Annotated in this window: 20 protein-coding genes; 15 read left to right on the top strand and 5 right to left on the bottom strand. The window is 74.1% G+C overall.

Going from position 1 to position 23,107, the window contains the following annotated elements; translation table 11 throughout:
• Window positions 1–68 precede the first annotated feature (68 nt).
• Entirely contained in the window at window positions 69–941 is an 873-nt protein-coding gene (locus NDAS_RS18975; RefSeq protein WP_041552862.1) for an alpha/beta fold hydrolase, read from the bottom strand.
• A 188-nt stretch (window positions 942–1,129) separates the two neighbouring features.
• Window positions 1,130–2,680: a DEAD/DEAH box helicase gene (locus NDAS_RS18970; protein WP_013154836.1), complete on the bottom strand. Its 1,551-nt coding sequence runs from the start codon at window positions 2,678–2,680 to the stop codon at window positions 1,130–1,132.
• A 561-nt stretch (window positions 2,681–3,241) separates the two neighbouring features.
• On the opposite strand from NDAS_RS18970, the gene NDAS_RS18965 reads away from it, so the two are divergent.
• The 3 genes from NDAS_RS18965 to NDAS_RS18955 all read left to right on the top strand — a co-directional run bounded on the left by NDAS_RS18965 (window position 3,242) and on the right by NDAS_RS18955 (window position 4,912).
• Window positions 3,242–3,925, top strand: coding sequence for a ferritin-like fold-containing protein (locus tag NDAS_RS18965; RefSeq protein WP_013154835.1), 684 nt, complete (start codon window positions 3,242–3,244; stop codon window positions 3,923–3,925).
• A gap of 161 nt (window positions 3,926–4,086) precedes the next feature.
• Window positions 4,087–4,398, top strand: coding sequence for a DUF6401 family natural product biosynthesis protein (locus tag NDAS_RS18960; RefSeq protein ID WP_013154834.1), 312 nt, complete (start codon window positions 4,087–4,089; stop codon window positions 4,396–4,398).
• Window positions 4,399–4,669: 271 nt separating this feature from the next.
• Complete coding sequence (locus NDAS_RS18955) at window positions 4,670–4,912, top strand: hypothetical protein (RefSeq protein WP_013154833.1); 243 nt, start codon at window positions 4,670–4,672, stop codon at window positions 4,910–4,912.
• Between the two features lie 105 nt (window positions 4,913–5,017).
• On the opposite strand, the gene NDAS_RS18950 is transcribed toward NDAS_RS18955, so the two are convergent.
• The 3 genes from NDAS_RS18950 to NDAS_RS18940 form a co-directional block, all read right to left on the bottom strand.
• A complete protein-coding gene (locus NDAS_RS18950; RefSeq protein ID WP_013154832.1) occupies window positions 5,018–5,815 on the bottom strand; it encodes a mechanosensitive ion channel family protein in 798 nt (265 codons plus the stop codon).
• A 298-nt stretch (window positions 5,816–6,113) separates the two neighbouring features.
• Window positions 6,114–6,752 (bottom strand): TetR/AcrR family transcriptional regulator, encoded by a 639-nt coding sequence (locus NDAS_RS18945; protein WP_013154831.1) that lies wholly within the window; start codon window positions 6,750–6,752, stop codon window positions 6,114–6,116.
• 265 nt (window positions 6,753–7,017) lie between these two features.
• Window positions 7,018–7,242 (bottom strand): hypothetical protein, encoded by a 225-nt coding sequence (locus NDAS_RS18940; protein WP_013154830.1) that lies wholly within the window; start codon window positions 7,240–7,242, stop codon window positions 7,018–7,020.
• Between the two features lie 282 nt (window positions 7,243–7,524).
• On the opposite strand from NDAS_RS18940, the gene moeZ reads away from it, so the two are divergent.
• The 12 genes from moeZ to NDAS_RS18880 all read left to right on the top strand — a co-directional run bounded on the left by moeZ (window position 7,525) and on the right by NDAS_RS18880 (window position 23,024).
• The gene (gene moeZ, locus NDAS_RS18935; RefSeq protein WP_013154829.1) at window positions 7,525–8,688 is read left to right on the top strand and encodes an adenylyltransferase/sulfurtransferase MoeZ; all 1,164 of its coding nucleotides are present in this window, start codon (window positions 7,525–7,527) and stop codon (window positions 8,686–8,688) included.
• Window positions 8,689–8,874: 186 nt separating this feature from the next.
• Window positions 8,875–9,261 (top strand): SPW repeat protein, encoded by a 387-nt coding sequence (locus NDAS_RS18930; RefSeq protein WP_013154828.1) that lies wholly within the window; start codon window positions 8,875–8,877, stop codon window positions 9,259–9,261.
• 75 nt (window positions 9,262–9,336) lie between these two features.
• Entirely contained in the window at window positions 9,337–9,663 is a 327-nt protein-coding gene (locus tag NDAS_RS18925; RefSeq protein ID WP_013154827.1) for an MGMT family protein, read from the top strand.
• An 86-nt stretch (window positions 9,664–9,749) separates the two neighbouring features.
• Window positions 9,750–12,932 carry an ATP-dependent helicase gene (locus NDAS_RS18920; protein ID WP_013154826.1) on the top strand — a complete coding sequence of 1,061 codons (3,183 nt, stop codon included), beginning with the start codon at window positions 9,750–9,752 and terminating at the stop codon, window positions 12,930–12,932.
• Window positions 12,925–16,377, top strand: coding sequence for an ATP-dependent helicase (locus tag NDAS_RS18915; RefSeq protein WP_013154825.1), 3,453 nt, complete (start codon window positions 12,925–12,927; stop codon window positions 16,375–16,377). Before NDAS_RS18920 ends, NDAS_RS18915 begins: the two co-directional genes overlap by 8 nt.
• 50 nt (window positions 16,378–16,427) lie before the next feature.
• Window positions 16,428–17,210 (top strand): GntR family transcriptional regulator, encoded by a 783-nt coding sequence (locus NDAS_RS18910; RefSeq protein WP_013154824.1) that lies wholly within the window; start codon window positions 16,428–16,430, stop codon window positions 17,208–17,210.
• Window positions 17,211–17,369: 159 nt separating this feature from the next.
• Window positions 17,370–18,485, top strand: coding sequence for a TIGR03364 family FAD-dependent oxidoreductase (locus NDAS_RS18905; protein WP_041552860.1), 1,116 nt, complete (start codon window positions 17,370–17,372; stop codon window positions 18,483–18,485).
• A 2-nt stretch (window positions 18,486–18,487) separates the two neighbouring features.
• Window positions 18,488–19,171, top strand: a complete 684-nt coding sequence (locus tag NDAS_RS18900) for a phosphonatase-like hydrolase (RefSeq protein WP_013154821.1) — start codon at window positions 18,488–18,490, stop codon at window positions 19,169–19,171.
• Window positions 19,172–19,175: 4 nt separating this feature from the next.
• Complete coding sequence (locus NDAS_RS18895) at window positions 19,176–20,231, top strand: ABC transporter ATP-binding protein (RefSeq protein WP_013154820.1); 1,056 nt, start codon at window positions 19,176–19,178, stop codon at window positions 20,229–20,231.
• Window positions 20,228–21,157, top strand: a complete 930-nt coding sequence (locus NDAS_RS18890) for a 2-aminoethylphosphonate ABC transporter permease subunit (protein WP_013154819.1) — start codon at window positions 20,228–20,230, stop codon at window positions 21,155–21,157. Before NDAS_RS18895 ends, NDAS_RS18890 begins: the two co-directional genes overlap by 4 nt.
• Window positions 21,144–21,941 (top strand): ABC transporter permease, encoded by a 798-nt coding sequence (locus tag NDAS_RS18885; RefSeq protein ID WP_013154818.1) that lies wholly within the window; start codon window positions 21,144–21,146, stop codon window positions 21,939–21,941. Before NDAS_RS18890 ends, NDAS_RS18885 begins: the two co-directional genes overlap by 14 nt.
• Before the next feature lie 30 nt (window positions 21,942–21,971).
• Window positions 21,972–23,024, top strand: coding sequence for a 2-aminoethylphosphonate ABC transporter substrate-binding protein (locus NDAS_RS18880; RefSeq protein WP_013154817.1), 1,053 nt, complete (start codon window positions 21,972–21,974; stop codon window positions 23,022–23,024).
• The last annotated feature ends 83 nt before the right edge of the window (window positions 23,025–23,107 follow it).

The raw sequence follows: 23,107 nt of genomic DNA, 5'->3' as shown, positions 1-23,107 counted from the left end.
TTCCGGGGCCCCGCCCCCGCACGGCCGCCGCCCGGACGGGGCGGCGGCCGTCGCCGTGCGGGACGGGGTCAGCGGCGGCCCACCGACTCCGCCTCGTTCCAGAACGCGGTCAGCGCGCTCGCGACGGTCTCGGGCGCCTCCACGTTGGGGGAGTGACCGGCGCCGGGCACCACGAGGCGCTTGGCGCCCAGCCGCTCGGCCATCCGGTCCTGCTCCTCCAGCGGCCAGGCTTCGTCGTTCTCGCCGTACAGGACCAGCTTGGGGACCTCCACCCGGGCCACCTCGTCCACGCGGTCCGGCGCGGACACCAGCTCCTCGGCCATGTGCATCAGGCCCACGGCGCTGCTCCTGAGCAGCCGCTCGCGCAGGAAGTCGCGGATCTCGGGCCGGGGGCTGCGGGCCCGCGCCACGGAGTCGAACTGCTCCTCCCACAGCTCGCGGAGCCGCTCGGCGGTGGGGTTGATGGACACGGCGGCGATGAGGGCGCTCGCCGTGTTCGCGCCCGGGCCGCTCAGGGCGCCGGGGCCCGAGCACAGGAGGGTGAGCGAGGCCAGCGGGGCCATCTCCACCAGCGCGGCCTCGCGGGAGACCAGCCCGCCGAAGGAGTGGCCCAGCAGATGGACGGGGCCGCCGTCACCGATCTGGTCCATGACCTCGGTGACCACCGCGCCCAGGGAGGGCAGGCCGTAGTCCGGTCTGCGCACGCCCGGGGGAGGGGAGAGGGATTCGGGGCCCGGCGACTCGTAGGTGCCGGGCAGGTCGATCGCGACCACCTCCCGCCCGGCCTGGGCCAGGCTCTGGAGGAGGGAGATGAAGTCCTCCTTGCTGCCGGTGAACCCGTGCACCAGGACAGCGGGGGCGAGTTCGGGGCCGCCGGAGGTGGGCAGCGCCCGCAGGGCGGCCACCGGACCGTACGACAGGTTCAGATCGGCGCGTCGCACGCCCGGTGGCAGGTCGAGGAACTGAGGTGTACTCACGTCGGGTCACCCTAGACGATCGCCGGCCCGGGCAGAGATAACCCGGGCCGTGGCCGACGGCCGGGACCGGCGCGGACGTCGGTCCCAGGGCCCCGCGAACGGGCGCGGGGCGCACGGCCGCGACGCCCGCCACGGGCGGGCGCCGGGAGGGGTCAGGTGTTCTCGGGGTCCCTGCGGACCGCGCCTCGGGTGCGGCGGCGGCGCCGTACCCTGCGCGCGCCCTCGTCGGAGGGGGCCGCGCCCTCGCGCGGCGCCTCCTGGGCGGCGGGCGTGCTCTCGGCCCTCCCGCCCGGGGCGGTCTCGACCCCGGCCGTGCCCTGGCCGCCGCGGGTGCGCCGACGCGAACGGTTGCGGCCGCGACCGCGCCCGCCCTCGTCACGGTCGCTCTCACCGCGTCCGCTCCCCGAGCGCGCGCCCTCGACGCGACCCCGGCCCCGCCGGCCGCCGCGCTCGCCGCGCGCCACTCCGGTGTCGCCGATGTCCTCGATCTCCTCGGCCTCCAGACCCGCGTGATCGTCGCGCCGGTCCTCGGCCAGCTTGCCCTTGGTCCCGGCCGGGATCCGCAGCGCCTCGAAGAAGTGCGGCGAGGTGGAGTAGGTCTCCTCCGGCTCGTGGAAGGGCAGTCCGAGGGCGCCGTTGATCAGCTTCCAGCGCGGCATCTCCTGCCAGTCCACGAAGGTGACGGCGGTGCCGCTGCGCCCGGCCCGGCCGGTGCGGCCGATGCGGTGCGTGTAGGTCTTCTCGTCCTCGGGGGTCTCGTAGTTGACCACGTGCGTGACGTCGTCCACGTCCAGTCCCCGGGCGGCCACGTCGGTGGCGACCAGGATGTTGATCTTGCCGTTGCGGAAGGCCCGCAGGGCCCGCTCGCGCTGGCTCTGCCCCAGGTCGCCGTGGACGGCCGCGACGGCGAACCCGCGCGCCTCCAGGTCGCCCGCCACCCGGTCGCAGGCCCGCTTGGTCTGGCAGAACACCATGCTCTGGCCGTGGTCGCTGGCCTGGAGCAGGCGGGCGAGCATCTCGATCTTGTCCATCTGGTGGGTGCGGAACGCGTGCTGCGTGATCTGCCCCGTGATGGCCGAGCCGTCGATCTCGTCGTCGTCGCTCGCGCGCACGTGCGTGGGACGGCGCAGGTACTTGCGCGACAGGGAGACGATCTCGCTCGGCATGGTGGCCGAGAAGAGCATGGTCTGGCGGTCGTCCGGGGTCCTGGTGAGGATGCGCTCGATGTCGGGCAGGAAGCCCAGGTCGAGCATCTTGTCGGCCTCGTCCAGCACCACCGCGGACACCCCGTCCAGGCGCAGGTGCTTCTGCTTCTCCAGGTCCAGCAGGCGGCCCGGGGTGCCGACGACGACGTCGGTGCCCTCCTTGAGCCCGTTGACCTGCGGCTCGTAGGAGCGGCCGCCGTAGACGGTCAGGATGCGGGTCCCGCTGCGCTTGCTGGCGGTGGTCAGGTCCGCGGCGACCTGGATGGCCAGCTCGCGGGTGGGGACCACGACCAGGGCGCGCGGCCGCTTGGGCGTTCCGGGGTCCTTCTGCGCCCGCTGGAGCAGGGGCAGGCCGAAGGCCAGGGTCTTACCGGTGCCGGTACGGGCCTGGCCGATGATGTCGCTGCCGCCCAGCGCGATCGGCAGGGCGAGTTCCTGGATGAGGAAGGGCTCGATGATCCCCTCGGCCTCCAGGGCGTCCGCGAGCTCGGTGCTCACACCGAGGTCGCGGAAGGTCGTCTTGGGTTTGGTGGTCTCTGCTGTGCTGCTCAGGGCTCAAGCCTCCATCTTGGCGGGCCGCAACGTTGGCGTGGCCGCGGCGGGATGCGGTCGCGGACGGCTCCTGGCCGCCGCGGGGGCGCGGCTCACCGGTCGTTCCTCTCGCGGAACGGTGCGGTGGCGCTGCCGTGAGGACCCGTGCGGCGCAGGGGTTGTCCGGCCGCGGATCGGGACCGTCCCCGCTCGGGACGGGGTGCATCCGTGGTTCGTCGTTGTTCCTCGCGCGGTCCGGGCCACCGTCGGTGGGGTCCGCGCCTGTGCGGGCGCCGCCTCCGCGGCGCCGGTACGTGGGAGATCCCGCGTGTGTGAGGGAGATGTCCGCGTCGGGCGCACACACCGGTCATCACGCAGAGTCTAGCTGGTGACTCGCCAGGTGGACATACCAGTTCACCGGGCTGTGGACGGCTTGGACCGTACCCGCTCCCGGCGTGTACAACCGTGCCTTCGGTCCGTTTAGTCCCCGGTTCGGCGCCCGGGCGGCCTGGCGATACCCTGACGGGCATGACCCACGGCCCCTCCGCCGAGCCCGGCGTGATCGACCTGCTCGGCCTGCTCGCCTACGCGGAGCTCGGCTCCTTCTTCCGCCTCGCCGACGACGCGGGCCTGGCCCCGTCGCTGCGCTCCAAGGGTCAGCTGGCCGCCCTCGCCGCCACCGAGCAGGCGCACTACCAGTCGCTGCGCGACCGGCTGGAGGAGCTGGGCGTCGTGCCCGAGGAGGCCATGGAGCCCTTCGTGGAGCCGCTGGACGCCTGGCACGACAGGACCGAGCCGCAGAGCTGGCTGGAGAGCCTGGTCAAGACCTACGTCGGCGAGGGCATCGCGGGGGACTTCTACCGCAAGGTCGCCGAGCTGGCCGACGAGGACACGCGCACCCTGGTCGAGGGCGTGCTGGCCGAGACCGACCGGGCCGAGTTCGTCTCCGCGACGGTGCGCGCCGCCGTGGAGGAGGACCCCAAGCTGGTCGGGCGCCTGTCCCTGTGGGCGCGCCGCCTGGTCGGCGAGGCGCTCAGCCAGGCGCAGGCGGTGGCGGTCTCGCGCCCCCGGCTCGCCGCGCTCCTGGCGGGGGACGGCGGACACGCCGCGGACGGCACGGGGCTCGGAGACCTCGCCGCGGTCAGCCGGATGTTCGCCTCGCTCACCGATCGCCACTCCGACCGCCTCAGGGCCATGGGGCTGACCGCCTGACCCGCTGTCGCGGCGGCCCGATTCCTTGCCCGTCCTTGACCGGGACCTGTGCGACCTTGGTCAAGCGCGGGTAATATCCAACACTTTCGTGACGATTCGTTGGGCACTGGCCGTAAAATCAGTGAAGTTTCCGTCTCCTGACCACGCGAGTAGGTACTTCCATGCCCAGTGGGACCTCCGTGCGCCATCCGCTGGCCGGACTCACCCGTGACTTCCACCGGATCGGCCCCCTAGGCGCCCCGATCGAGCCCTGGATGTGCGCTGAGCTGGACCAGCACGCCGCACAGGTGTGCGAAGGCATCACCTCCTCCGGCGGCGTGCTCAACGCCCGCACCCTGGGCACCTACCTGCACGGGTTCCTCGACGGCTGCCTCGAACGGGGCTGGGACTCCGAGGCGGTCGAGTACGACTGGGAGACACTGCGCATCCTCGCGATCTGCCGACTGGCCAAGGAGCGCGGTTTCGTCCGCTAGGTTTGGTGGCGTCCGCAGAACGGTGTGGTCCACAACCCGAGCTCCTCGTGGCCCCCGCCCCTGCCCGTTCTCCGGTGGAGGCCCGTCATCGGGCGTACGCTGAAAAGTACCGGTGACTCCACAGCGGCCGACCACGGCCCGGCGCACCGCGGCAGAACCAGGGCCCTGCGGAATGCAACCTGGGACTGACGGTGTTATGTCGGTCCGGAAAACGGACCACAGACACCGTAACTTGCGGAGCGGCCCGCAGAGCCGCGAGAAAGGAAGGCGAATGAGGAGCGGTCGGCATGGGGCGGCGCGCCCACCGGTCGGCGTCCTGATCCAACAGGACCGCGTCGACTTCGCGCTTTTCGCACTGATCTTCGTCGTCGCGCTGGTGTCGATGGTCTTCACCGGGCCCGGGAACGCCGCTTTCTGGCTGGCCTTCCTCCCGATCATCGCCTCCGTCGTACTGACCTTCCGGCGGATCGAGCACCTCTCCCGCCTGGAGCTGCGCGACTCCGAATTCCTCTAGGAGGCGCCTCGCGGGCCGTTCGCACCGGCCCGCCGAGCGATCCTGACGGCACACGGCGAGGGCGGGGCCGCACGGCCCCGCCCTCGTCGCGTGTCCGCGCCCCGGCTACGGAGCGGGCGGCTCGCCGCCCGTGCCGCGCCGCGCGCTCTGGGAGGTCGCGCCCTCGCGCGGCTCCGTGCGCCCGGCGTCCGCGGGACGGCCCAGGGCCGCCTCGCGGCCGGCCCGGTAGCTGCCCTCCTCGCTCATGCGGTTGGTCTCGCGCTCGGCCACGTCCAGCCAGCGGGACCAGCGCGAGCGCATCGGCTCGATCATGCCGCCGCCCACGCCGACGACGAGGATGCCGCCGATCGTGGCCAGGACCGCGATCAGCACCGGCACGGTGACGGTCACCGCCACGCCCATCTGGTTCAGCGCCGCGATGACGCCGAGGGCCAGGATGAACACGCCCGCGGCGTTGGCCAGGAAGAGGCCGTAGGAGAGGCCGCCCAGCGCGCCGGAGACGATGTCGCGGACCGCCTTGGCGATCATCGCGGCCACCACCACGATCACCAGCGCGACGATGCCGCGCGGGATCCAGGCGATGACGTCGTTGAGCAGCGTGCTGATCGGGTTCGGTCCGAAGACGCTGAACGCGAGCGTGAACACGAACAGCAGCCCGACGTAGTAGATGATCTTTCCGCACAGCTCGCTGGCGCTCCACCGGCTGCGCTCGAAGTACTCGCCCACACCTCCGCGGTGCAGGGCGCGGTCCAGTCCGACGCCGTGCAGACCCTTGGCGACCGCCTTGCCCACCAGCCAGGCGATGATCCATCCCAGGACCAGGATCACCAGGAAGCCGATCAGCAGAGGCACGAAACTCGCCACCGCCTGCCAGGCCGTCGACAGGCCCTGACCCATGTCCATAACGTCTTCACCCCCAAATCGCTTGCTCCGCCGGGGCTTCGAAGCGAAGGACCGGGCGGATACGGCGAAGAGAAGTGCGTTACTTCTCATTCCGGCGATACCCGGAGGGCGGCAATTGAATCGCTTGTCCCACGCAAGCGGAGGTGATTACCTTTTTTTGGGACATTCCTTGCGCGGCGGTGGGAAGAAATTCCTTTTCCGTGTGCCGGGGCGCTTTCCGGGGAGCACCGGGAAAGGCGAGGGCCCCCGTGCGCGCACGGGGGCCCTCGCCTTGCGGGCGGCGGGTGCGGCCGCGCCCCTAGCCCTGTTCGCCGGAGCCGCGCTGGAGGTCCCAGCCGCTGATCCCGCGCCAGGCCAGGCGGGCCACCAGCTGCTCGGCCGCGTCCTTGGGCACGGAGCCGCGGCTGTTGAGCCAGTACCGGGCGCTGGTCTCGGCCATGCCGACCAGTCCGATGCTCAGCAGGTGCGCCTCCTCGTCGGAGATGCTGGTGTCCTGGCGGATCACCTCGCCGATGGCCTCGGCGCAGCGCTGGAAGGTCTCCTCGGTCTTGGCCCGAACGGCCGGGAGGTTGCGCAGGTCGGACTCGAAGACCAGGCGGAAGGCCTCGCCGTCGCCCGCGACGAAGTCGAAGTAGGCGCGAAAGCTCGCGATGACGCGCTGGCGGTTGTCGTCCGTGCTCTCCAGGGCCTCGCGCTGCTTGTCGACCAGCACCTCGGAGTGTTCCTCCAGCAGGGCCAGGTACAGCTCCAGCTTCCCAGGGAAGTGCTGGTACAGGACCGGTTTGCTGACTCCGGCGCGGTCGGCGATCTCGTCCATCGCCGCCGCGTGGTACCCGCGCGCGACGAAGACCTCCTGGGCCGCGGCCAGGAGCTGGCGGCGGCGCCTGACCCGGGGCAGACGGGTTCCCCGGGCGCGGGAGTCTGAAGGAGCTGTCACACCGACCCTCCGAACTCGGCATGGCAGATGCACGCCATAACCGGACATCTGCGTGGCTAGTGCTCGCGGAGCGCGGCCAGTGGCGCGCTCCACAGCGGTCCCCCTCATCCTACTCCGGCGTAGGTTCCCCGTGAGCAGCGGGAAGCCGGTCGGGGTTCCGGGCGGGCACGGTGAGGCACCGGCCGAACACGTGGTCAGGGCCGCGATCGGCGGCCGGGAGGAAGCGGAGGAAAAAGGACGCGGTCCCGGGCGGGGGAGCCCCCCGTCAGCGCCGCTCCTCGTCGTCCGGGCCCGCCTCGCGGGCCTGTTCGACCACGTCGGCCTCGGCGGCGTGCTCGAAGCTCTCCTGCGGCGGGTCCTCCCACCCGTCCCCGCCCTCGTCGGCCCCGGCGGACGCGCGCTGCTCGACCGCGTCGGCCTCGGGCACCTCGGCCGCGGGGTCCCCTCCGGCGGCCGGGCGTCGTCCCACGGAACGGTTCTCCTGTGCCACGGGGTCCTCCCCAACGTCGTCGCCGTGCGTACGCCCGACCACTACCCGCCGCCCGGGCCGGTACGCGCGGCCCCCGGGATGAACTCGCACGCCGCGTTGGTTGTGACGGGCGGGGACGGACCCGCGAAGGGTGTGCTCCACGCCTCCCGGTGGCGGGAATGCAATACCCCACCCGTTAGGTTGGGTATGAGTGCAAGCACGCTTCGCCTCCCCGCCCCCTCGCCCGGTGGCCCCCGCGGTACGGGCGGTGCGAAGCAACCCGAACAGACATGAGGAGTCACCGTGTCGCTGCCGCCGCTGGTGGAACCAGCTGACGAGCTGACCGTGGACGAGGTGCGCCGTTACTCGCGTCACCTGATCATCCCCGACGTGGGTATGGACGGGCAGAAGCGCCTGAAGAACGCCAAGGTCCTGGTCGTCGGCGCGGGCGGCCTGGGCTCCCCGGCGCTGCTCTACCTGGCCGCCGCGGGCGTGGGCACGCTCGGCATCATCGACTTCGACGTCGTCGACGAGTCCAACCTCCAGCGCCAGGTCATCCACGGACAGAGCGACGTCGGCCGCCCCAAGGCCGAGTCCGCCCGGGACAGCATCAAGGAGATCAACCCGGGCGTCCGCGTCATCCTGCACCAGGAGCGCCTGGACTCGGACAACGCGCTGGAGATCTTCGCCGACTACGACCTGGTCCTGGACGGCACCGACAACTTCGCGACCCGGTACCTGGTCAACGACGCCTGCGTCATCCTCGACAAGCCGTACGTGTGGGGTTCGATCTACCGCTTCGACGGCCAGGTCAGCGTCTTCTGGAACGAGTACGGGCCCCAGTACCGCGACCTGTACCCCGAGCCCCCGCCCCCCGGCATGGTGCCCTCCTGCGCCGAGGGCGGCGTCCTGGGCGTGCTGTGCGCCTCCATCGGCTCGGTCATGGTGAACGAGGCCATCAAGCTGATCACCGGCATCGGTGAGCCGCTGGTGGGCCGCCTGCTCATCTTCGACGCCCTGGAGATGACCTGGCGCGAGGTCAAGGTCCGCAAGGACCCCGACACCGAGCCGGTCACCGAGCTCATCGACTACGAGGCGTTCTGCGGCGCCGTGTCGGAGGAGGCCACCGAGGCCGCCGCCGGTTCCACGATCACCGCGGGCGAGCTCAAGGACCTGCTGGACAACAAGCCCGAGGAGATCTTCCTCGTGGACGTCCGGGAGAAGAACGAGTACGAGATCGTCAGCATCCCGGGCGCCACGCTCATCCCCAAGGGCGAGTTCCTCAACGGCAAGGCCCTGGAGCGGCTGCCGCAGGACCGGCGCATCGTCCTGCACTGCAAGTCGGGCGTCCGCTCCGCCGAGGCGCTGGCCGCGGTGCACGCGGCCGGGTTCTCCGACGCCGTCCACGTGGGCGGCGGCGTCCTGGCCTGGATCAACCAGGTCGACCCGAGCCTGCCCGAGTACTGACGGACGGGCCCGACGGGGGACGGGGCGGTGCCGGGAGGCGACTTCCGGCACCGCCCCGCCGCGTTCGCGCCCCGGCCCCCGAGCCGTCCCGGGTTCCGCCGTCGTGCCTGCTCAGCCCGCCGGATGGGTAGGGGTCCGGACAGGGGCCGTCGGCCGACGGCGGCCCGCTCCTCGGGAGGTGGCTCCATGGGACGCAGGGGACGCTGGGCGGACTGGGTGGCGATCCTCGCCGGCCTGGCCCTGGGACTGAGCTGGATCTGGCACGGGATGTACGGCTTCGGCGGGGGAGCGATGTTCGTCCTCGGACTGGGCGTCATCGTGGCCTCGGTGGTATCCATCACCCGGCCGGGGGCGCTGTCGAGCGAGGCGGGCGTCCTCGCGATCGGCGTCCTGGTCTTCGTGATGCCGTGGCTGCTGGGCTTCACCGACCTCACCGCCGCCGCCTGGACGGCGTGGATCCTCGGCGCCGTCGTGGCGCTGCTGGGGGCGTTCGGACTCGTCAAGGCGCGCCAGGCCCGCAGGCGCGACCCCGAACTCGCCTGGGGCGCGCACGGCGACCAGGTCACCGCCTGACCGGACACCGCGCACGCCGGGGCCGCCTCCGCGGCGGGCCCCGCCGTGTCGGCGGCCCCCGGTAGGCTGCCGCCTGTGTTCGAGGACGCGGAGGGCGGGCCGGACGACTACGCCGAGGAGGTCCTGGCGGTGGTCGAGCGGATCCCGCCGGGACGGGTGATGGCCTACGGCGACATCGCCGAGTACGTCGGCAGGGGAGGACCCCGCCAGGTCGGCTCGGTCATGTCCTCCTGGGGCGGTGCGGTGGCCTGGTGGCGCGTGGTGCGCGCGGACGGCAGACCGCCCTCCTGCAACGAGGTCCGCGCCCTGTCCCACTACGCGGCGGAGGGCACGCCCATGCGCCCCGCAAGCGATCGCGTGGACATGCGCAGGGCCCGCTGGGACGGGGAGGGCGGGGGCTGAGCGGTCCGCTGTGGCGGGGATGACGTGCGGGATGGTCGCCACCCTCTGGTGAACTGGGGGGTGTGAACACATCTCCGTACCGTCTCGTGCGGCGCGCCCACCAGGTGCAGCCGCCGCCGGTGCTGGACGAGAACCAGCGGCGCGTGGTCGAGCACGAGGGCGGGCCCCTGCTGGTGCTCGCCGGTCCCGGGACAGGCAAGACCACCACGATCGTCGAGTCGGTCGTGGACCGCATCGACCACCGGGGCACGGACCCCTCGCGCGTGCTGGTGCTCACCTTCAGCCGCAAGGCCGCCCAGGAGCTGCGCGAGCGCATCACCGCCCGGCTGCGCCGCACCACCCGCGAACCGCTGGCCCTGACCTTCCACAGCTACGCCTACGCCCTGATCCGGCGCGAGTTCCAGCGCATGGGCGACCTGCCGCCGCGCCTGCTCTCGGGCCCCGAGCAGCTCATGGAGGTCCGCGAACTCCTGCGGGGCGAGGCCCTGGACGGCGCCGCGGACTGGCCCGAGCGCCTGCGCCCCGCCCTGGAGACCCGCGGGTTCGCCGAGGAGCTGCGCGACTTCCTCATGCGCGCCCAGGAACGCGGCATGGGCCCGGACGAGCTGGCCGCGCTCGGCCGCGACCGCGACCGCGACGACTGGGTGGCCGCGGCCGGGTTCCTGGACCGCTACACCGGCCGGTTCGACATCGCCCCCGTGCCCACGCTCAACTACGCCGAACTCGTGCGCGTCGCCGCCAACCTGCTCTCCGACCCCGGGGTCCGCGAGCGCGAGCGCGCCGCCCACGAGGCGGTGTTCGTCGACGAGTACCAGGACACCGACCCCGCCCAGGAGGAACTCCTGCGCGCCCTGGCCGGGGACGGCCGCGACCTGGTCGCGGTCGGCGACCCCGACCAGTCCATCTACGCCTTCCGCGGGGCCGAGGTGCGGGGCATCCTCGACTTCCCGCGCCGCTTCCCGACCGCGCGGCGCACCGAGGCGCCCGTGGTCGCGCTGCGCACCTGCCGCCGCAGCGGCCGCGCCCTGCTGTCGGCCTCGCGCGGCCTGACCCGGCGCCTGCCCGCGGTCGCCTCCGCCCGCGGCCACGTCAACGAGCACCGCGACCTGACCCCCGCCGAGGGCGTGCCCGACGGCGAGGTCCGCGTGCTGCTGGCCGACAGCGCCGCCCAGGAGGCCGCGGTCATCGCCGACACCCTGCGCCGCGCCCACCTGGTGGACGGCGTCCCGTGGTCGGACATGGCCGTGCTGGTGCGCTCCTCCACCCGCCAGCTGCCGGTGCTGCGCCGCGCCCTGACCGCCGCCTCGGTCCCGGTCGCGGTCGGCGCCGACGACCTGCCCGTGGCCGCCGAGCCCATCGTGCGCCCCATGCTCGCGCTGATCCGCTACGGGCTGGCCCCGGCCGAGCTGGACGAGGACGCCGCGCGCGAACTGCTCACCAGCCCCTTCGGCGAGGCCGACACGGTACGGCTGCGCAGGCTCGTGCGCGCGCTGCGCCGCCTGGACCTGGACCGCGCCCACGACGGCGGCGCCCACGGCGGAGCCCCGGAAGGGGACGCCTCGCGGGAAGGCGCCCGGGAGGAGAGGAGCGGCGCCTACCGGCCCTCCGCGCAGCTGCTCGTGGACGCCCTGCGCGACCCGGCCGAGCTCACCCTCGTCGACCCCGAGATCGCCGCGCCCGCCACCCGTGTCGCCCAGGCGCTGCGGACCGTCCGCGACCTGAACGCCAGGGGGGCCGACGCCGAACAGGTCCTGTGGGAGCTGTGGCGCGACAGCGGCCTGGCCGACCGCCTGCTGCGCGCCAGCCTGGCCGGGGGCCGCCGGGGCGCCGCCGCCGACCGCGACCTGGACGCCGTGGTCGCCCTGTTCGAGAGCGCCGCCCGCTACTGCGACCGGCTGCCCCCCGGCAGTCCCGCGGGGTTCCTGGAGGACCTCGCCGCCCAGGAGATCCCCGGCGACAGCCTCGCCGAGCGCGCGCCCGAGGGCGAGGCGGTGCGCATCCTCACCGCCCACCGCTCCAAGGGCCTGGAGTGGGGCCTGGTCGTGGTCGCCGGAGCCCAGGAGGGCGACTGGCCCGACCTGCGCCTGCGCGGTTCCCTGCTCGGCGTGGAGGAACTCGTCGACACCGACGTGCACTCCGCCGACTCCTCCGGAGCTGCCCTGGCCTCCAAACTCCTGGACGAGGAGCGCCGCCTGTTCTACGTGGCCCTCACCCGCGCCCGCCGCACCCTGGTGGTGACCGCCGTGGGCGGGGAGGACACCGACGAGCGGCCCTCGCGCTTCCTGAACGAGATGGGCGTGGGCGAGCCCGAGCCGGTCAGCACCGGCCTGCGCTGGCTGTCCCTGCCCTCGCTCGTCGCCGACCTGCGCTCGGTGGTCACCGACCCCGGCGCCCCCGAACCGCTGCGCGAGGCCGCCGCCACCCACCTGGCCCGCCTGGCCGAGGAGGGCGTGCGCGGCGCCGACCCCGCGGAGTGGTACGCGCTCACCCCCTTCACCGACGACCGGCCCCTGGCCGAGGAGGAGGACACCATCCGCGTCTCGCCCTCCCAGGTGGAGAGCTTCACCAACTGCCAGCTGCGCTGGCTCCTCGAACGCGCCGCCGGGGCCTCCTCCGGCGACTCGGCCTCGGCCCTGGGCACCGTCGTGCACGCGGTCGCCGTCCTGGTCGCCCAGGGCAGCACCCCCGACGAGATCAGCGGGCGCATGGACGAGATCTGGGCCGACCTGGACTTCGGCGGCCCCTGGCAGGCCAGGGCGCAGCGCGACCGCGCCGACACGATGGTCCGCAAGCTCGTGGACTGGGAGGCCGCCAACGACCGCGAACTCGTCGTCACCGAGGAGGGCTTCCGGGTGGACGTGGGCGGCATCGAGATCACCGGCCGCGTGGACCGCCTCGAACGCGACGACCAGGGCAGGGCCGTGGTCGTGGACATCAAGACCGGGAAGAACAAGGCCGACGACCTGGCCCGCCACCCCCAGCTCGGCGTCTACCAGATGGCCGTGCTCAAGGGCGCCTTCGCCAAGCTCGGCCTCACCGAGCCGGGCGGCGCCGCGCTCGTGCAGGTCGGCGAGAAGATCCAGAGGGCCCGGGAACAACCCCAGCCGCCCCTGAGCGAGGACCCCGACCCCGGATGGGCCGGGACGCTGGTGCGCGAGGTCGCCACCGGCATGGGCGGATCCCGATTCACCGCGACACGCAACAAGGGATGCAGGTCGTGCGCCGTGCGCGCCTGCTGCCCGGTTCAGGACGAGGGCAGACATGTCTGAAACCCACCCCCACCCCCACCCCCGCCGGTCCCCGTCCCGCCCCCACCCCGAACCCGAACCCGCTCCCGCTCCTCCTCCCCGCTTCTCGCCCCCGGAACTCGCCCGCCTCCTCGGCCAGCCCGAGCCCACCGCCGAGCAGTCCGAGGTCATCTGCGCCCCGCTGGAGCCGGGCGTGGTCATCGCGGGCGCCGGGTCCGGAAAGAGCGAGACCATGGCCTCGCGCGTGGTGTGGCTGGTCGCCAACGGCCACGTGCGCCCCGAGCAGATCCTCGGCCTGACCTTCACCCGCAAGGCCACCGCCGAGCTGGCCGAGCGCGTGCGCAAACGCCTGGAGCAGCTGCGCGCCACCGAACAGCTGCCCGAGGAGCTGCTCGACGGCGAGCCCACCGTGTCCACCTACAACGCCTACGCCGGGCGCATCGTCGCCGACCACGCCCTGCGCGAGGCCGTCGAGCCCACCTCCCGGCTGCTCAGCGAGGGGCAGGCCTGGCAGATCGCCGCCCGCGTCGTGGGCGAGTACGACGGCCCCATGGACCTGATCACGGTCGGGGCCGACACCGTCACCCGCCGGGTCCTGGAGCTGTCCGGGCAGATCGCCGACCACCTCACCACCACCGAGCAGGTGCGCGGCATCGGCCGGTGGCTGCGCGCGGCCGTCGACGCCCTGCCGCGCAAACCCGCGGTGCCCACCCGCAACCTGCTCAACGCCCAGCTGCGCCGCGAACAGCTCCTGCCGCTCGTGGAGGGCTACGAGCACGCCAAGCACGTGCGCGAGGCCATGGACTTCGGCGACCAGGTGTCCCTGGCCGCGCGCATCGCCCAGAACCACCCGGAGGTCGGCCTCATCGAACGGGGCCGGTTCCGCGTGGTGCTGCTGGACGAGTACCAGGACACCAGCCACGCCCAGCTCGTGCTGCTGCGCGCGCTGTTCGGCGAGGGCCACGCCGTGACCGCCGTCGGGGACCCCTGCCAGTCCATCTACGGCTGGCGCGGGGCCATCGCCGCCAACCTCGCCAACTTCCCCAACGACTTCCCGGCCGCGCCGGGCCGGGCCGCGTCCGTGCGCCGCCTGGCCACCAGCTTCCGCAACGGCGAGAGGATCCTGGAGGTAGCCAAGCACATCTCCGAGCCGCTGCGCGCGGAGAGCGCCGAGGTGCCCGTGCTCTACCCCGGCCCGGCCCGGCGCGGCCGCGGCGCCGTCCGGACCGGTCTGTTCATCGGGCAGCGGGAGGAGGCGCGGTGGATCGCCGAGCAGGTCGCCGGCTACCTGCGCGCCGCCCCCGGCCGGGCGGGCAGCGCCACGACCGCCCCCGACGGGCTGCCCTGGCCGCCGGGGGAGTCGGGGGGCGCCGCGGACGGCGGCGTCAGCCCCGGCGACGTCGCCGTGCTGTGCCGCAAGCGCTCGCAGTTCCCGGCGATCCGGGAGGCCCTGGAGGAGCTGGACATCCCGGTGGAGGTGGTCGGCCTGGGCGGGCTCATGATGGTGCCCGAGGTCCGCGACATCATCGCCACCCTGCGCGTGGTCCACGACGCCTCCGCGGGCAACGAGCTCGCCCGCCTCCTCACCGGGCCGCGCTGGCGGATCGGCCCGCGCGACCTGGCCGCCCTCGGGGCCCGCGCCGCCGAGCTGGCCCGCCAGACCCGGCGCGACCTCACCGGGCCCGAGCCCGACCAGAGCGCCGAGGACGACATCCTGCGCCGCACGGTCCTGGACCTGACCGCCGAGAGCGGCAGCCTGGTGGACGCCGTGGACGACCCCGGCCCCGCCGAGAGGTACTCCGCGACCGCCTACGAGCGCCTGGGCCGCCTCGCCGAGGAGCTGCGCTCCCTGCGCAAGCTCGTGGGCCAGCCGCTGCCCGACCTGGTCACCGAGACCGAGCGGATGCTCGGACTGGACATCGAGGTGGGCGCCCGCAGCGGCCGCGACCCCCTGTCCGCCCGCGCCGACCTGGACGCCTTCGTCGACCACGCGGTCCGTTTCGCCGGGAGCAGCGAGGACCCCACCCTCGGCAGCTTCCTCAGCTACCTCAGGGCCGCATCGGAACGGGAGAGCGGCCTGGCCCCCGGCGAGCGCGTCGGCGGAAGCGACACCGTCAAGCTCATGACCGTGCACGCCTCCAAGGGGCTCCAGTGGCCCGTGGTGGTCGTGCCCGGCGTCAGCGGCGGCAAGTACGCCCCGCTGTTCCCCACGAGCCTGTCCGAGGGCGACATGTGGATCAAGGGCGAGCACCTGCTGCCCTACCGGCTGCGCGGCGACCGCCAGAACCTGCCCGAACTCCTGGCGGTGGACAAGAAGGGCATCGAGGCGTTCAAGGAGGCCGAACGCGAGCGCCACCTGCTGGAGGAGCGGCGGCTGGCCTACGTCGCCGTCACCCGCGCCTCCTTCGCCCTGCTGTGCACCGGCCACTGGTGGGGCACCGACGCCGCGAGCGAGCGCGGGCCCTCCCCGTTCCTGGAGGAGATCCGCCTCGCCTGCGAGGGCGGCGCCGGGGAGGTCGCGCACTGGGAGCCCAGGCCCGATCCCGACGACAACCCCTACGAGGAGGAGGACGACGGCACGGCCGTGTGGCCGCCGCAGGAGGACGACGGCTCCGGCCCCCCGGAGGAGGGCGCCGAACCGGACCGGCCGCGCGACCGCCGCGCCCAGATCGCCGAGGGCGCGGCCATGGTCGAGCGCGCCCGCGCCCGCCTGCTCGCGGGGGAGGCCGACCCCGCGGAGGAGGCCGCGCCGCCGCCCGGGCTGCGCCGCCGCATCGGGGGCTGGGAGCGCGACACCGAGCTGCTGCTCGCCCACCGCCGCGCCGAGGGGCCGGGATCCGGGGACGGCACGGTCCAGGTCGAGCTGCCCGCGCACCTGTCGGTGTCGTCCATGGTGTGGCTGGCCCGCGACCCCTCCGCCCTGGCCCGGCAGATCCGCAGGCCGCTGCCGCGCCCGCCCGCGCCGCACACGCGCCGGGGCACCGCGTTCCACGCCTGGCTGGAGCAGCGGTTCGGCCAGCGCGCCGCCCTGCTGGACGAGCTGCCCGGCGCCGCCGACGAGACGGCTGGTCAGGACGAGGACCTCGCCGACCTCCAGAGCCGCTTCGAGGAGAGCGAGTGGGGCTCGCGCGTGCCCGTCGAGGTGGAGGTGCCCTTCGAGACGGTCATCGGCGACCGGCTCGTGCGGGGGCGCATGGACGCGGTCTTCCACGACCCCGCCTCCGGCCGCTACGACGTGGTGGACTGGAAGACCGGGAGCCCGCCCGGCAACGGCCCCGAGCGCCGCGCCGTGGGCGTGCAGCTGGCCGCCTACCGGCTGGCCTGGGCCGACCTGGCCGGGGTCTCCCTGGAGGAGGTGAGCGCCGCCTTCCACTACGTGCGGGCCGGGCTGACCGTGCGCCCCGCGGACCTGCTCGACGCCGAGGGACTGGCCGCGCTCATCGACGCCGTACCCGAACCCGGGTGAGAGGTCCGCCACCACCGCGGGTCGCCGTCCGTTCACCGGTGTGGTGGACAATGACCCGCGTGTCGATCCCAGGAATCCCCCAGGACAGCGGCGCCCCCGTGCGCGCGGGCGTCCCCGAGCACGGGCGCGTCCCCAAGTACTACGCGGTCCGGATACAGCTCACCGAGCTGGTGTCCGGGCTGGTGGTGGGCCAGCCGCTGCCCACCGAACGCGAGCTGGCCGAGCGCTTCGGCGCGGCCCGCGAGACGGTCCGCCAGGCGCTGCGCGACCTCCTGCTGGAGGGCAGGCTCAGCCGCCGCGGGCGCGGCACGGTGGTGGCCGGCCCCAAGCTGGAGCAGCCCCTGTCCCTGGCCAGCTACACCGAGGGCGTGCGCCGCCAGGGGCGGCGGCCGGGCCGCTCCCTCATCGACCTGCGCAGCTGGCCGTGCCCGCCCCGGCTGGCCGAGGAGCTGCACCTGAGCCCGGGCGAGCCGGTCTGGCACCTGGAGCGGGTGCTGCTGGCCGACGACGAGCGGGTGGGGCTGGAGTCCACCTACATCGCGGTGGCGCGCGTGCCCCGCCTGGACGTGGACTTCGACCCGGACTCCACCTTCTACGGCTACCTCGCCGACAGGGTCGGCATCACGTTCGGCGACGCCGACGAGCGCCTGGAGACCGTGCTGGCCACCCCGCGCGAGGCCCTGCTCATCGGCACCCCTCCGGCGCTGCCGATGCTGCTCATCCACCGCGTCTCCCGGGACGAGAAGGGCGGCCCCTTCGAACGGGTGCGCTCGCTCTACCGGGGCGACCGGTTCAGCTTCAGCGTCCACCTGGCCGGGGACGGGCGCGAGTAGGGGAGTCCGCCGGCGGGCACCGGACCGCGGCCCCGTCCGCCGGGCGCTTTTGTATCGAAAAGGTAACGGGTCTGGTCCAAAGTTTGACCCTGGTTCACCGGGACGTCCCCGCCGCGCTCGGTCGCCTCCATCCGCACCGGCGAACCTCGGACCATGCGAGTGATCATCGTCGGTGCCGGAGTCCTCGGCACCATGCACGCCTGGCACGCCGTCTCCCGAGGTCACGAGGTCGTCCACCTCGAACGGGAGGCGGCCGCCCGCGGCGCCTCCGTCCGCAACTTCGGCCTCGTCTGGGTCGGCGGACGCGCTCCCGGCCCCGAACTGGAGGCCGCCCGCCGGGCCCGCGTCCTGTGGCAGGAGATCGCCGAACGCGTCCCCGCCCTGGGCTTCCGGGCCTCCGGCTCCCTCACCGTCGCCACCACCGGCCACGAACTGGCCGTGGCCGAGGCGGCGGCCGGGGGTTCCGAAGCCGCCGAGCGCGGCTACGAACTCCTCAGCCCGGAGCGGACCCGCGAGGTCAACCCGGCCCTGCGCGGCGACCACCTCGGCGCCCTGTGGTGCCGCAGCGACGCCCAGGTCGAACCCCGCACCGCCCAGGCCGCCCTCCAGGCCGAACTCGGCCGCAGCGGCCGCTACACCCTCCTGACCGGGCGCGAGGTCCGCGACCTGGCCGGACCGGGCGCCGTCCGCGACGACCACGGGCAGGTCCACCGGGGCGACGCCGTCGTCCTGTGCACCGGCGCCTGGCTCGGCGGCCTGGTCCGCGAACTCGTCCCCGACCTGCCCGTGCGCCGCGTCCGCCTCCAGATGGCGCAGACCGAGCCCCTGGGCGAGACCCTCACCACCTCCGTCGCCGACGGCGACAGCTTCCGCTACTACCCCGCCTACCGGGGCCCCGAACTGGACTCCCTCGACGAGGCCCAGCCCCAGCCGCCCACCGCGCGCGACCACCGCATGCAGCTGCTCATGGTCCAGCGCGCCGACGGCTCCCTGACCATCGGCGACACCCACGAGTACGACGCGCCCTTCTCCTTCGACACCGCCGAGGACCCCTACGAGCACCTCGCCGGTGTCGCCAGCCGCCTCCTGGGCCGACCGCTGCCCCCGATCCGCCGGCGCTGGGCGGGCGTCTACGCCCAGTGCGCCGACCCCTCCCGGGTCGTCCACCGCGCCCCCGTGGGCCCCGACGCCTGGCTGGTCACCGGACCGGGCGGGCGGGGGATGACCTGCTCCCCGGCCATCGCCGAGACCACCGCCAACGAACTGGGCTGGTAACCATGCACTCCACCACCGTCCCCGCCCCGCCCGTCGAACTCGTCGTCCTGGACATGGCGGGCACCACCGTCGCCGACGACGGCCTCGTCGAGGCGGCCTTCGAGGCGGCCCTGCCCGACCACACCCCCGAGGCCGCCGCGTACGTGCGCGCCACCATGGGCGAGTCCAAGATCACCGTCTTCCGCCACCTGTGCGGCGACGAGGACCGCGCCCAGGAGGCCAACCGCGCCTTCGAGCGTGCCTACGCCCGCCTGGTGGACGAGGGCCGCTGCGCGCCCCTGCCCGGAGCCGAGGACGCCCTGCGCGAGCTGCGCGCCCAGGGCCGCACGACCGCCCTGACCACCGGCTTCTCCCGCGACACCCAGGAGCGCATCCTGAGCGCCCTGGGCTGGCGGGAGGCCGCCGACCTCGTCCTGTGCCCCGCCGACGCGGGCGGGCGCGGACGCCCCCACCCCGACATGGTGCTCACCGCCGCCCTGCGCGCGCGGGTCTCCTCCGTGGCCGCCGTCGCCGTCGTCGGCGACACCGCCTCCGACATCCGCAGCGGGCTGAGCGCGGGGGCCTCGGTCGCCGCCGGGGTCCGCACCGGCGCCCACGACGACGACGCCCTGCGCGCGGCCGGGGCCACCCACGTCCTGGACGGCGTGGCGGACCTGCCCGGACTGCTCGCGTCGAGGGAGGGCTGAACCCGTGGGCATCCGCTTCGACCGCGTCAGCGTCGCCTACGGGGAGACCGTGGTCCTGGACGACCTCGACCTCACCGTCGAACCCGGCGAGTTCATGGCGCTGCTGGGGCCCTCCGGCTCGGGCAAGACCACCGCGCTGCGCGCCGTCGCCGGGTTCGTCCGCCCCGCCTCCGGGCGCGTCCTGCTCGGCGGGCGCGACGTCACCGGCCTGCCGCCGCACCTGCGGGGCGTGGGCATGGTCGTGCAGAGCTACGCCCTCTTCCCCCACATGCGGGTGGACCAGAACGTCGCCTTCGGGCTGAGGGCGCAGGGCGTGCCCCGCCGCGAGATCGCCGGACGGGTCGCCGAGGCGCTGGCCATGACCGGGATGGGGGACTACGCGCGCCGCCACCCGCGCGAGCTGTCCGGCGGACAGCAGCAGCGGGTGGCCATCGCCCGCGCCCTGGCCATCCGCCCCGGCGTGCTGCTGCTGGACGAGCCGCTGTCCGCGCTCGACGCCCAGCTGCGCTCGGACATGCTCGCCGAACTGGCCCGCCTGCACCGCGAACTCCCCGACGTCACGGTCCTGTACGTCACCCACGACCAGAGCGAGGCGCTCACCCTGGCCGACCGGGTGGCGGTCCTGGACCGGGCCCGGCTGCGCGACTGCGACACGCCCGAGCGCCTCTACCAGCGCCCCCGGACGCCGTTCACCGCCCGCTTCGTCGGCGGCGCCAACCTGCTGCCCGCGAGCCTGGCCGACGGACGCGTGCACTGCTGCGGCACCGTCCTGGAGGCCGACCCCGGCGACCTGCCGCCCGGCACCGGCGACGGCGACGGGCTGCGCGTGTGCCTGCGCCCGCACCGGCTCGCCCTCGGCGAGGGCGAGCACACCCTGGAGGGCCGGGTCACCGACGTCCAGTGGCGCGGCTCCACCCACCGGGTCACCGTCCTGGTCGACGGCGTCCCCGTCACCGCCGAACTCCGGGAGATGCGGACCCCGCCCGAGACCGGTGCGGCGGTCACGCTCGGCTTCGCCCGCCGGGACGCCGTCCTGCTGCCGGAGGAGGAGGCCTCGTGAACGTCCGGACCGCGCCGCCCCCGGCAGGCACCGCGTCCGCGCCCCCCGCGGGCGGGGACGCCCCGGCCCGGGCGCCCCGCACCCTCCCCGTGTGGGTGTGGGCGGTGCCGCCCGTCGTGCTGCTCGCCCTGGTGTTCCTGTACCCGCTCGTCCTCGTCGCCCTGGAGTCGGTCACCGCGCCCGGGGGCGGACTCACCCTCGCCCACCACGCCGACGTCCTGGGCTCGGAGTCCTTCCGGTCCGCGCTGGCCACCACCGTGTTCATCGCGGTCACCGCCACGCTGGGCTGCCTGGTCCTGGGCTTCCTCCTGGCCCTGGTCGTGGCGTTCGTGCCCTTCCCGGGCAGCGGGGCCACCGCCCGGTTCATCGACACCTACCTGTCCTTCCCGTCCTTCCTCATCACCCTCGCGCTGCTGTTCCTCTACGGCACCGTGGGCGTGGCCAACGGCGCGTGGACGGAGGTCACCGGGGCCGGGACCGGGCCGATCAGCTTCCTCGCCACACCCTGGGGCGTGATCCTGGCGGAGATCACCTACTTCACGCCGTTCGTCATGCGGCCGCTGCTCGCCGCGTTCGCCCAGCTCGACACCGCGCAGATCGAGGTCGCCTCCTCCCTGGGGGCCCGCCCCCTCAGGATCGTGCGGGCCGTCATCCTGCCCGAGGCCCTGCCCGCGCTCGCCGCCGGAGGCGCGCTCGTACTGGTGCTGTGCCTCAACGAGTTCGCGATCGTCCTGTTCACCGGGGCCAAGGACGTGGTGACCCTGCCGATGCTCGTCTACAGCGCGGCGATCCTGGAGGCCGACTACACCACCGCCTGCGTCGTGGCCACGGTCAACGCGGCCCTGTCGGTCTCGCTCTACCTCGTCTACCGCGCGGCCACCGCCCGGCTGCGCGCACCCTCCGGAGGCCGCCGTGCTCGTGCATAGCCGACCCGCCCGCCGGGTCGTGTGGGCGCTGTTCGCCGCGCTCGTCCTGCCGCTGTTCCTGCTCCCGCTCGGCGTCATCGTCACCGCGTCGGTGTCCACCAACTGGAGCGGCGTCCTGCCCTCGGGGCCCACCCTGGACAACTTCGCCGGACTGTCCCGGGGCTCCACCCTGGAGGCGCTGCGCGTCAGCGCGGTCACCGCCGCCACCGCCAGCGTCCTGGCCCTGGTGGCCGGGACCTGGTCCGCGCTGACCGCGCACGCGCTGCGCCGACGCGGCAGGGCCGCCCTGGACGCCCTCTTCATGCTGCCCGTCGCGGTCCCCACGGTGGTCGTCGGACTGGCCCTGCTGGTGGCCTTCAGCCAACCGCCCGTGCTGCTCAACGGCACCCGGACCATCGTGATCATCGCGCACACCGTGCTGGTGACGGCCTTCGCCCACCAGTCGGTCTCCGCCGCCCTGGACCGGCTCGACCCGGCCTACGCCCAGGTGGCCGCCTCCCTCGGCGCCCGCCCGGCGCGGGTGCTGTTCCAGGTGCGGCTGCCCCTGCTGCTGCCCTCGCTCAGCGCCGCCGCCGGGCTCTGCTTCGCCCTGTCCATGGGCGAACTGAGCGCCACGATGATGCTCTACCCGCCCAGCTGGATGCCGCTGCCGGTCCAGATCTACGCCGCCACCGACCGGGGCGCCCTCTTCTCCGGGGCGGCCTCCGCCATCGTCCTGATGGCCGCCACCCTGGCCGTCCTGCTGCTGCTGTCCCGCGTGCGCACCCGCGCCGCCTACCGCTGACCTCTTCTCCTTCTCCCAGGAAGGCCCGCCATGCCCGCCGTCCGCACGACCGCCGCCCGCGTGTCCGCCGCCACCGCCGCGTTCGCCCTCGCCGGAGCCCTGACCTCCTGCGCCGCCTCCGACCCCGCCGACACCGTCACCGTCTACACCGCCGACGGCCTGCGCAACGAGGAGGGCACCGGCTGGCTCGACCAGGTCTTCGCCGACTTCGAGGCCGAGACCGGCGTCACCGTCCAGTACGTCGAGGGGGGCTCGGGCGAGATCGTCCAGCGCGCCGGGCGCGAGACCGCCAACCCGCGGGCCGACGTCATCATCACCCTGCCGCCCTTCATCCAGCAGGCCGACGGCATGGGCCTGCTCCAGCAGTACGAGCCGCAGGGCTCCGAGCACGTCGGGACCAAGGACCCCGACGGGAGGTGGACCACGATCGTCGACAACTACTTCTGCCTCACCTACAACACCGAGGAGCTGGAGGAGCCGCCCGCCACCTGGGACGACCTGCTCGACCCCCGCTTCGAGGGCCGCCTCCAGTACTCGACGCCGGGCGTGGCGGGCGACGGCACGGCCGTGCTCATCCAGACCATGCACGACTTCGGCGGCCTGGAGCCCGCCATGGACTACCTCGGACGGCTCCAGGCCAACAACGTCGGCCCGTCCTCCTCCACCGGCGCGCTGGGCCCCAAGGTGGACAAGGGCGAGCTGCTCGTCGCCAACGGCGACGTCCAGATGAACCTCGCCCAGGCCCGCACCATGCCCAACCTCGGCATCTGGTTCCCCGCGCACGAGGAGGGGGAGCCGAGCACCTTCGCCCTGCCCTACACCGCCGGGCTGGTCGAGGGCGCGCCCCAGGCCGACAACGGCCGCGCCCTCCTGGACTTCCTGCTCTCCGAGGCCGCCCAGGAGCAGGTCGTCCCCGTGGCCGGGGGCTTCCCGGCCCGCACCGACGTCCCGGTGGAGGGCGGGGGCGCCGAGGAGCTGGAGGCGCTCATGGAGGGCGTGGAGGTCTTCGAGCCCGACTGGGACGACATCGACGCCAACCTGCCCGAGTACCTCGACGCCTGGCGCGAGGCCACCGGCAGCTGACCCCGGCCCTCCCGGGCCACCGCCGACCCGTGCGCGGCCGTCGGCCCCGCGCGCCGGAGGAACCGCGCGCGGGACCGGCGGGA

Origin of the sequence: Nocardiopsis dassonvillei subsp. dassonvillei DSM 43111 (assembly GCF_000092985.1) — a bacterium.
Taxonomy (GTDB): Bacteria; Actinomycetota; Actinomycetes; order Streptosporangiales; family Streptosporangiaceae; genus Nocardiopsis; species Nocardiopsis dassonvillei.
Note: the sequence above shows the minus strand (reverse complement) of the source record. Positions and strands in the feature narration are given on the sequence as shown.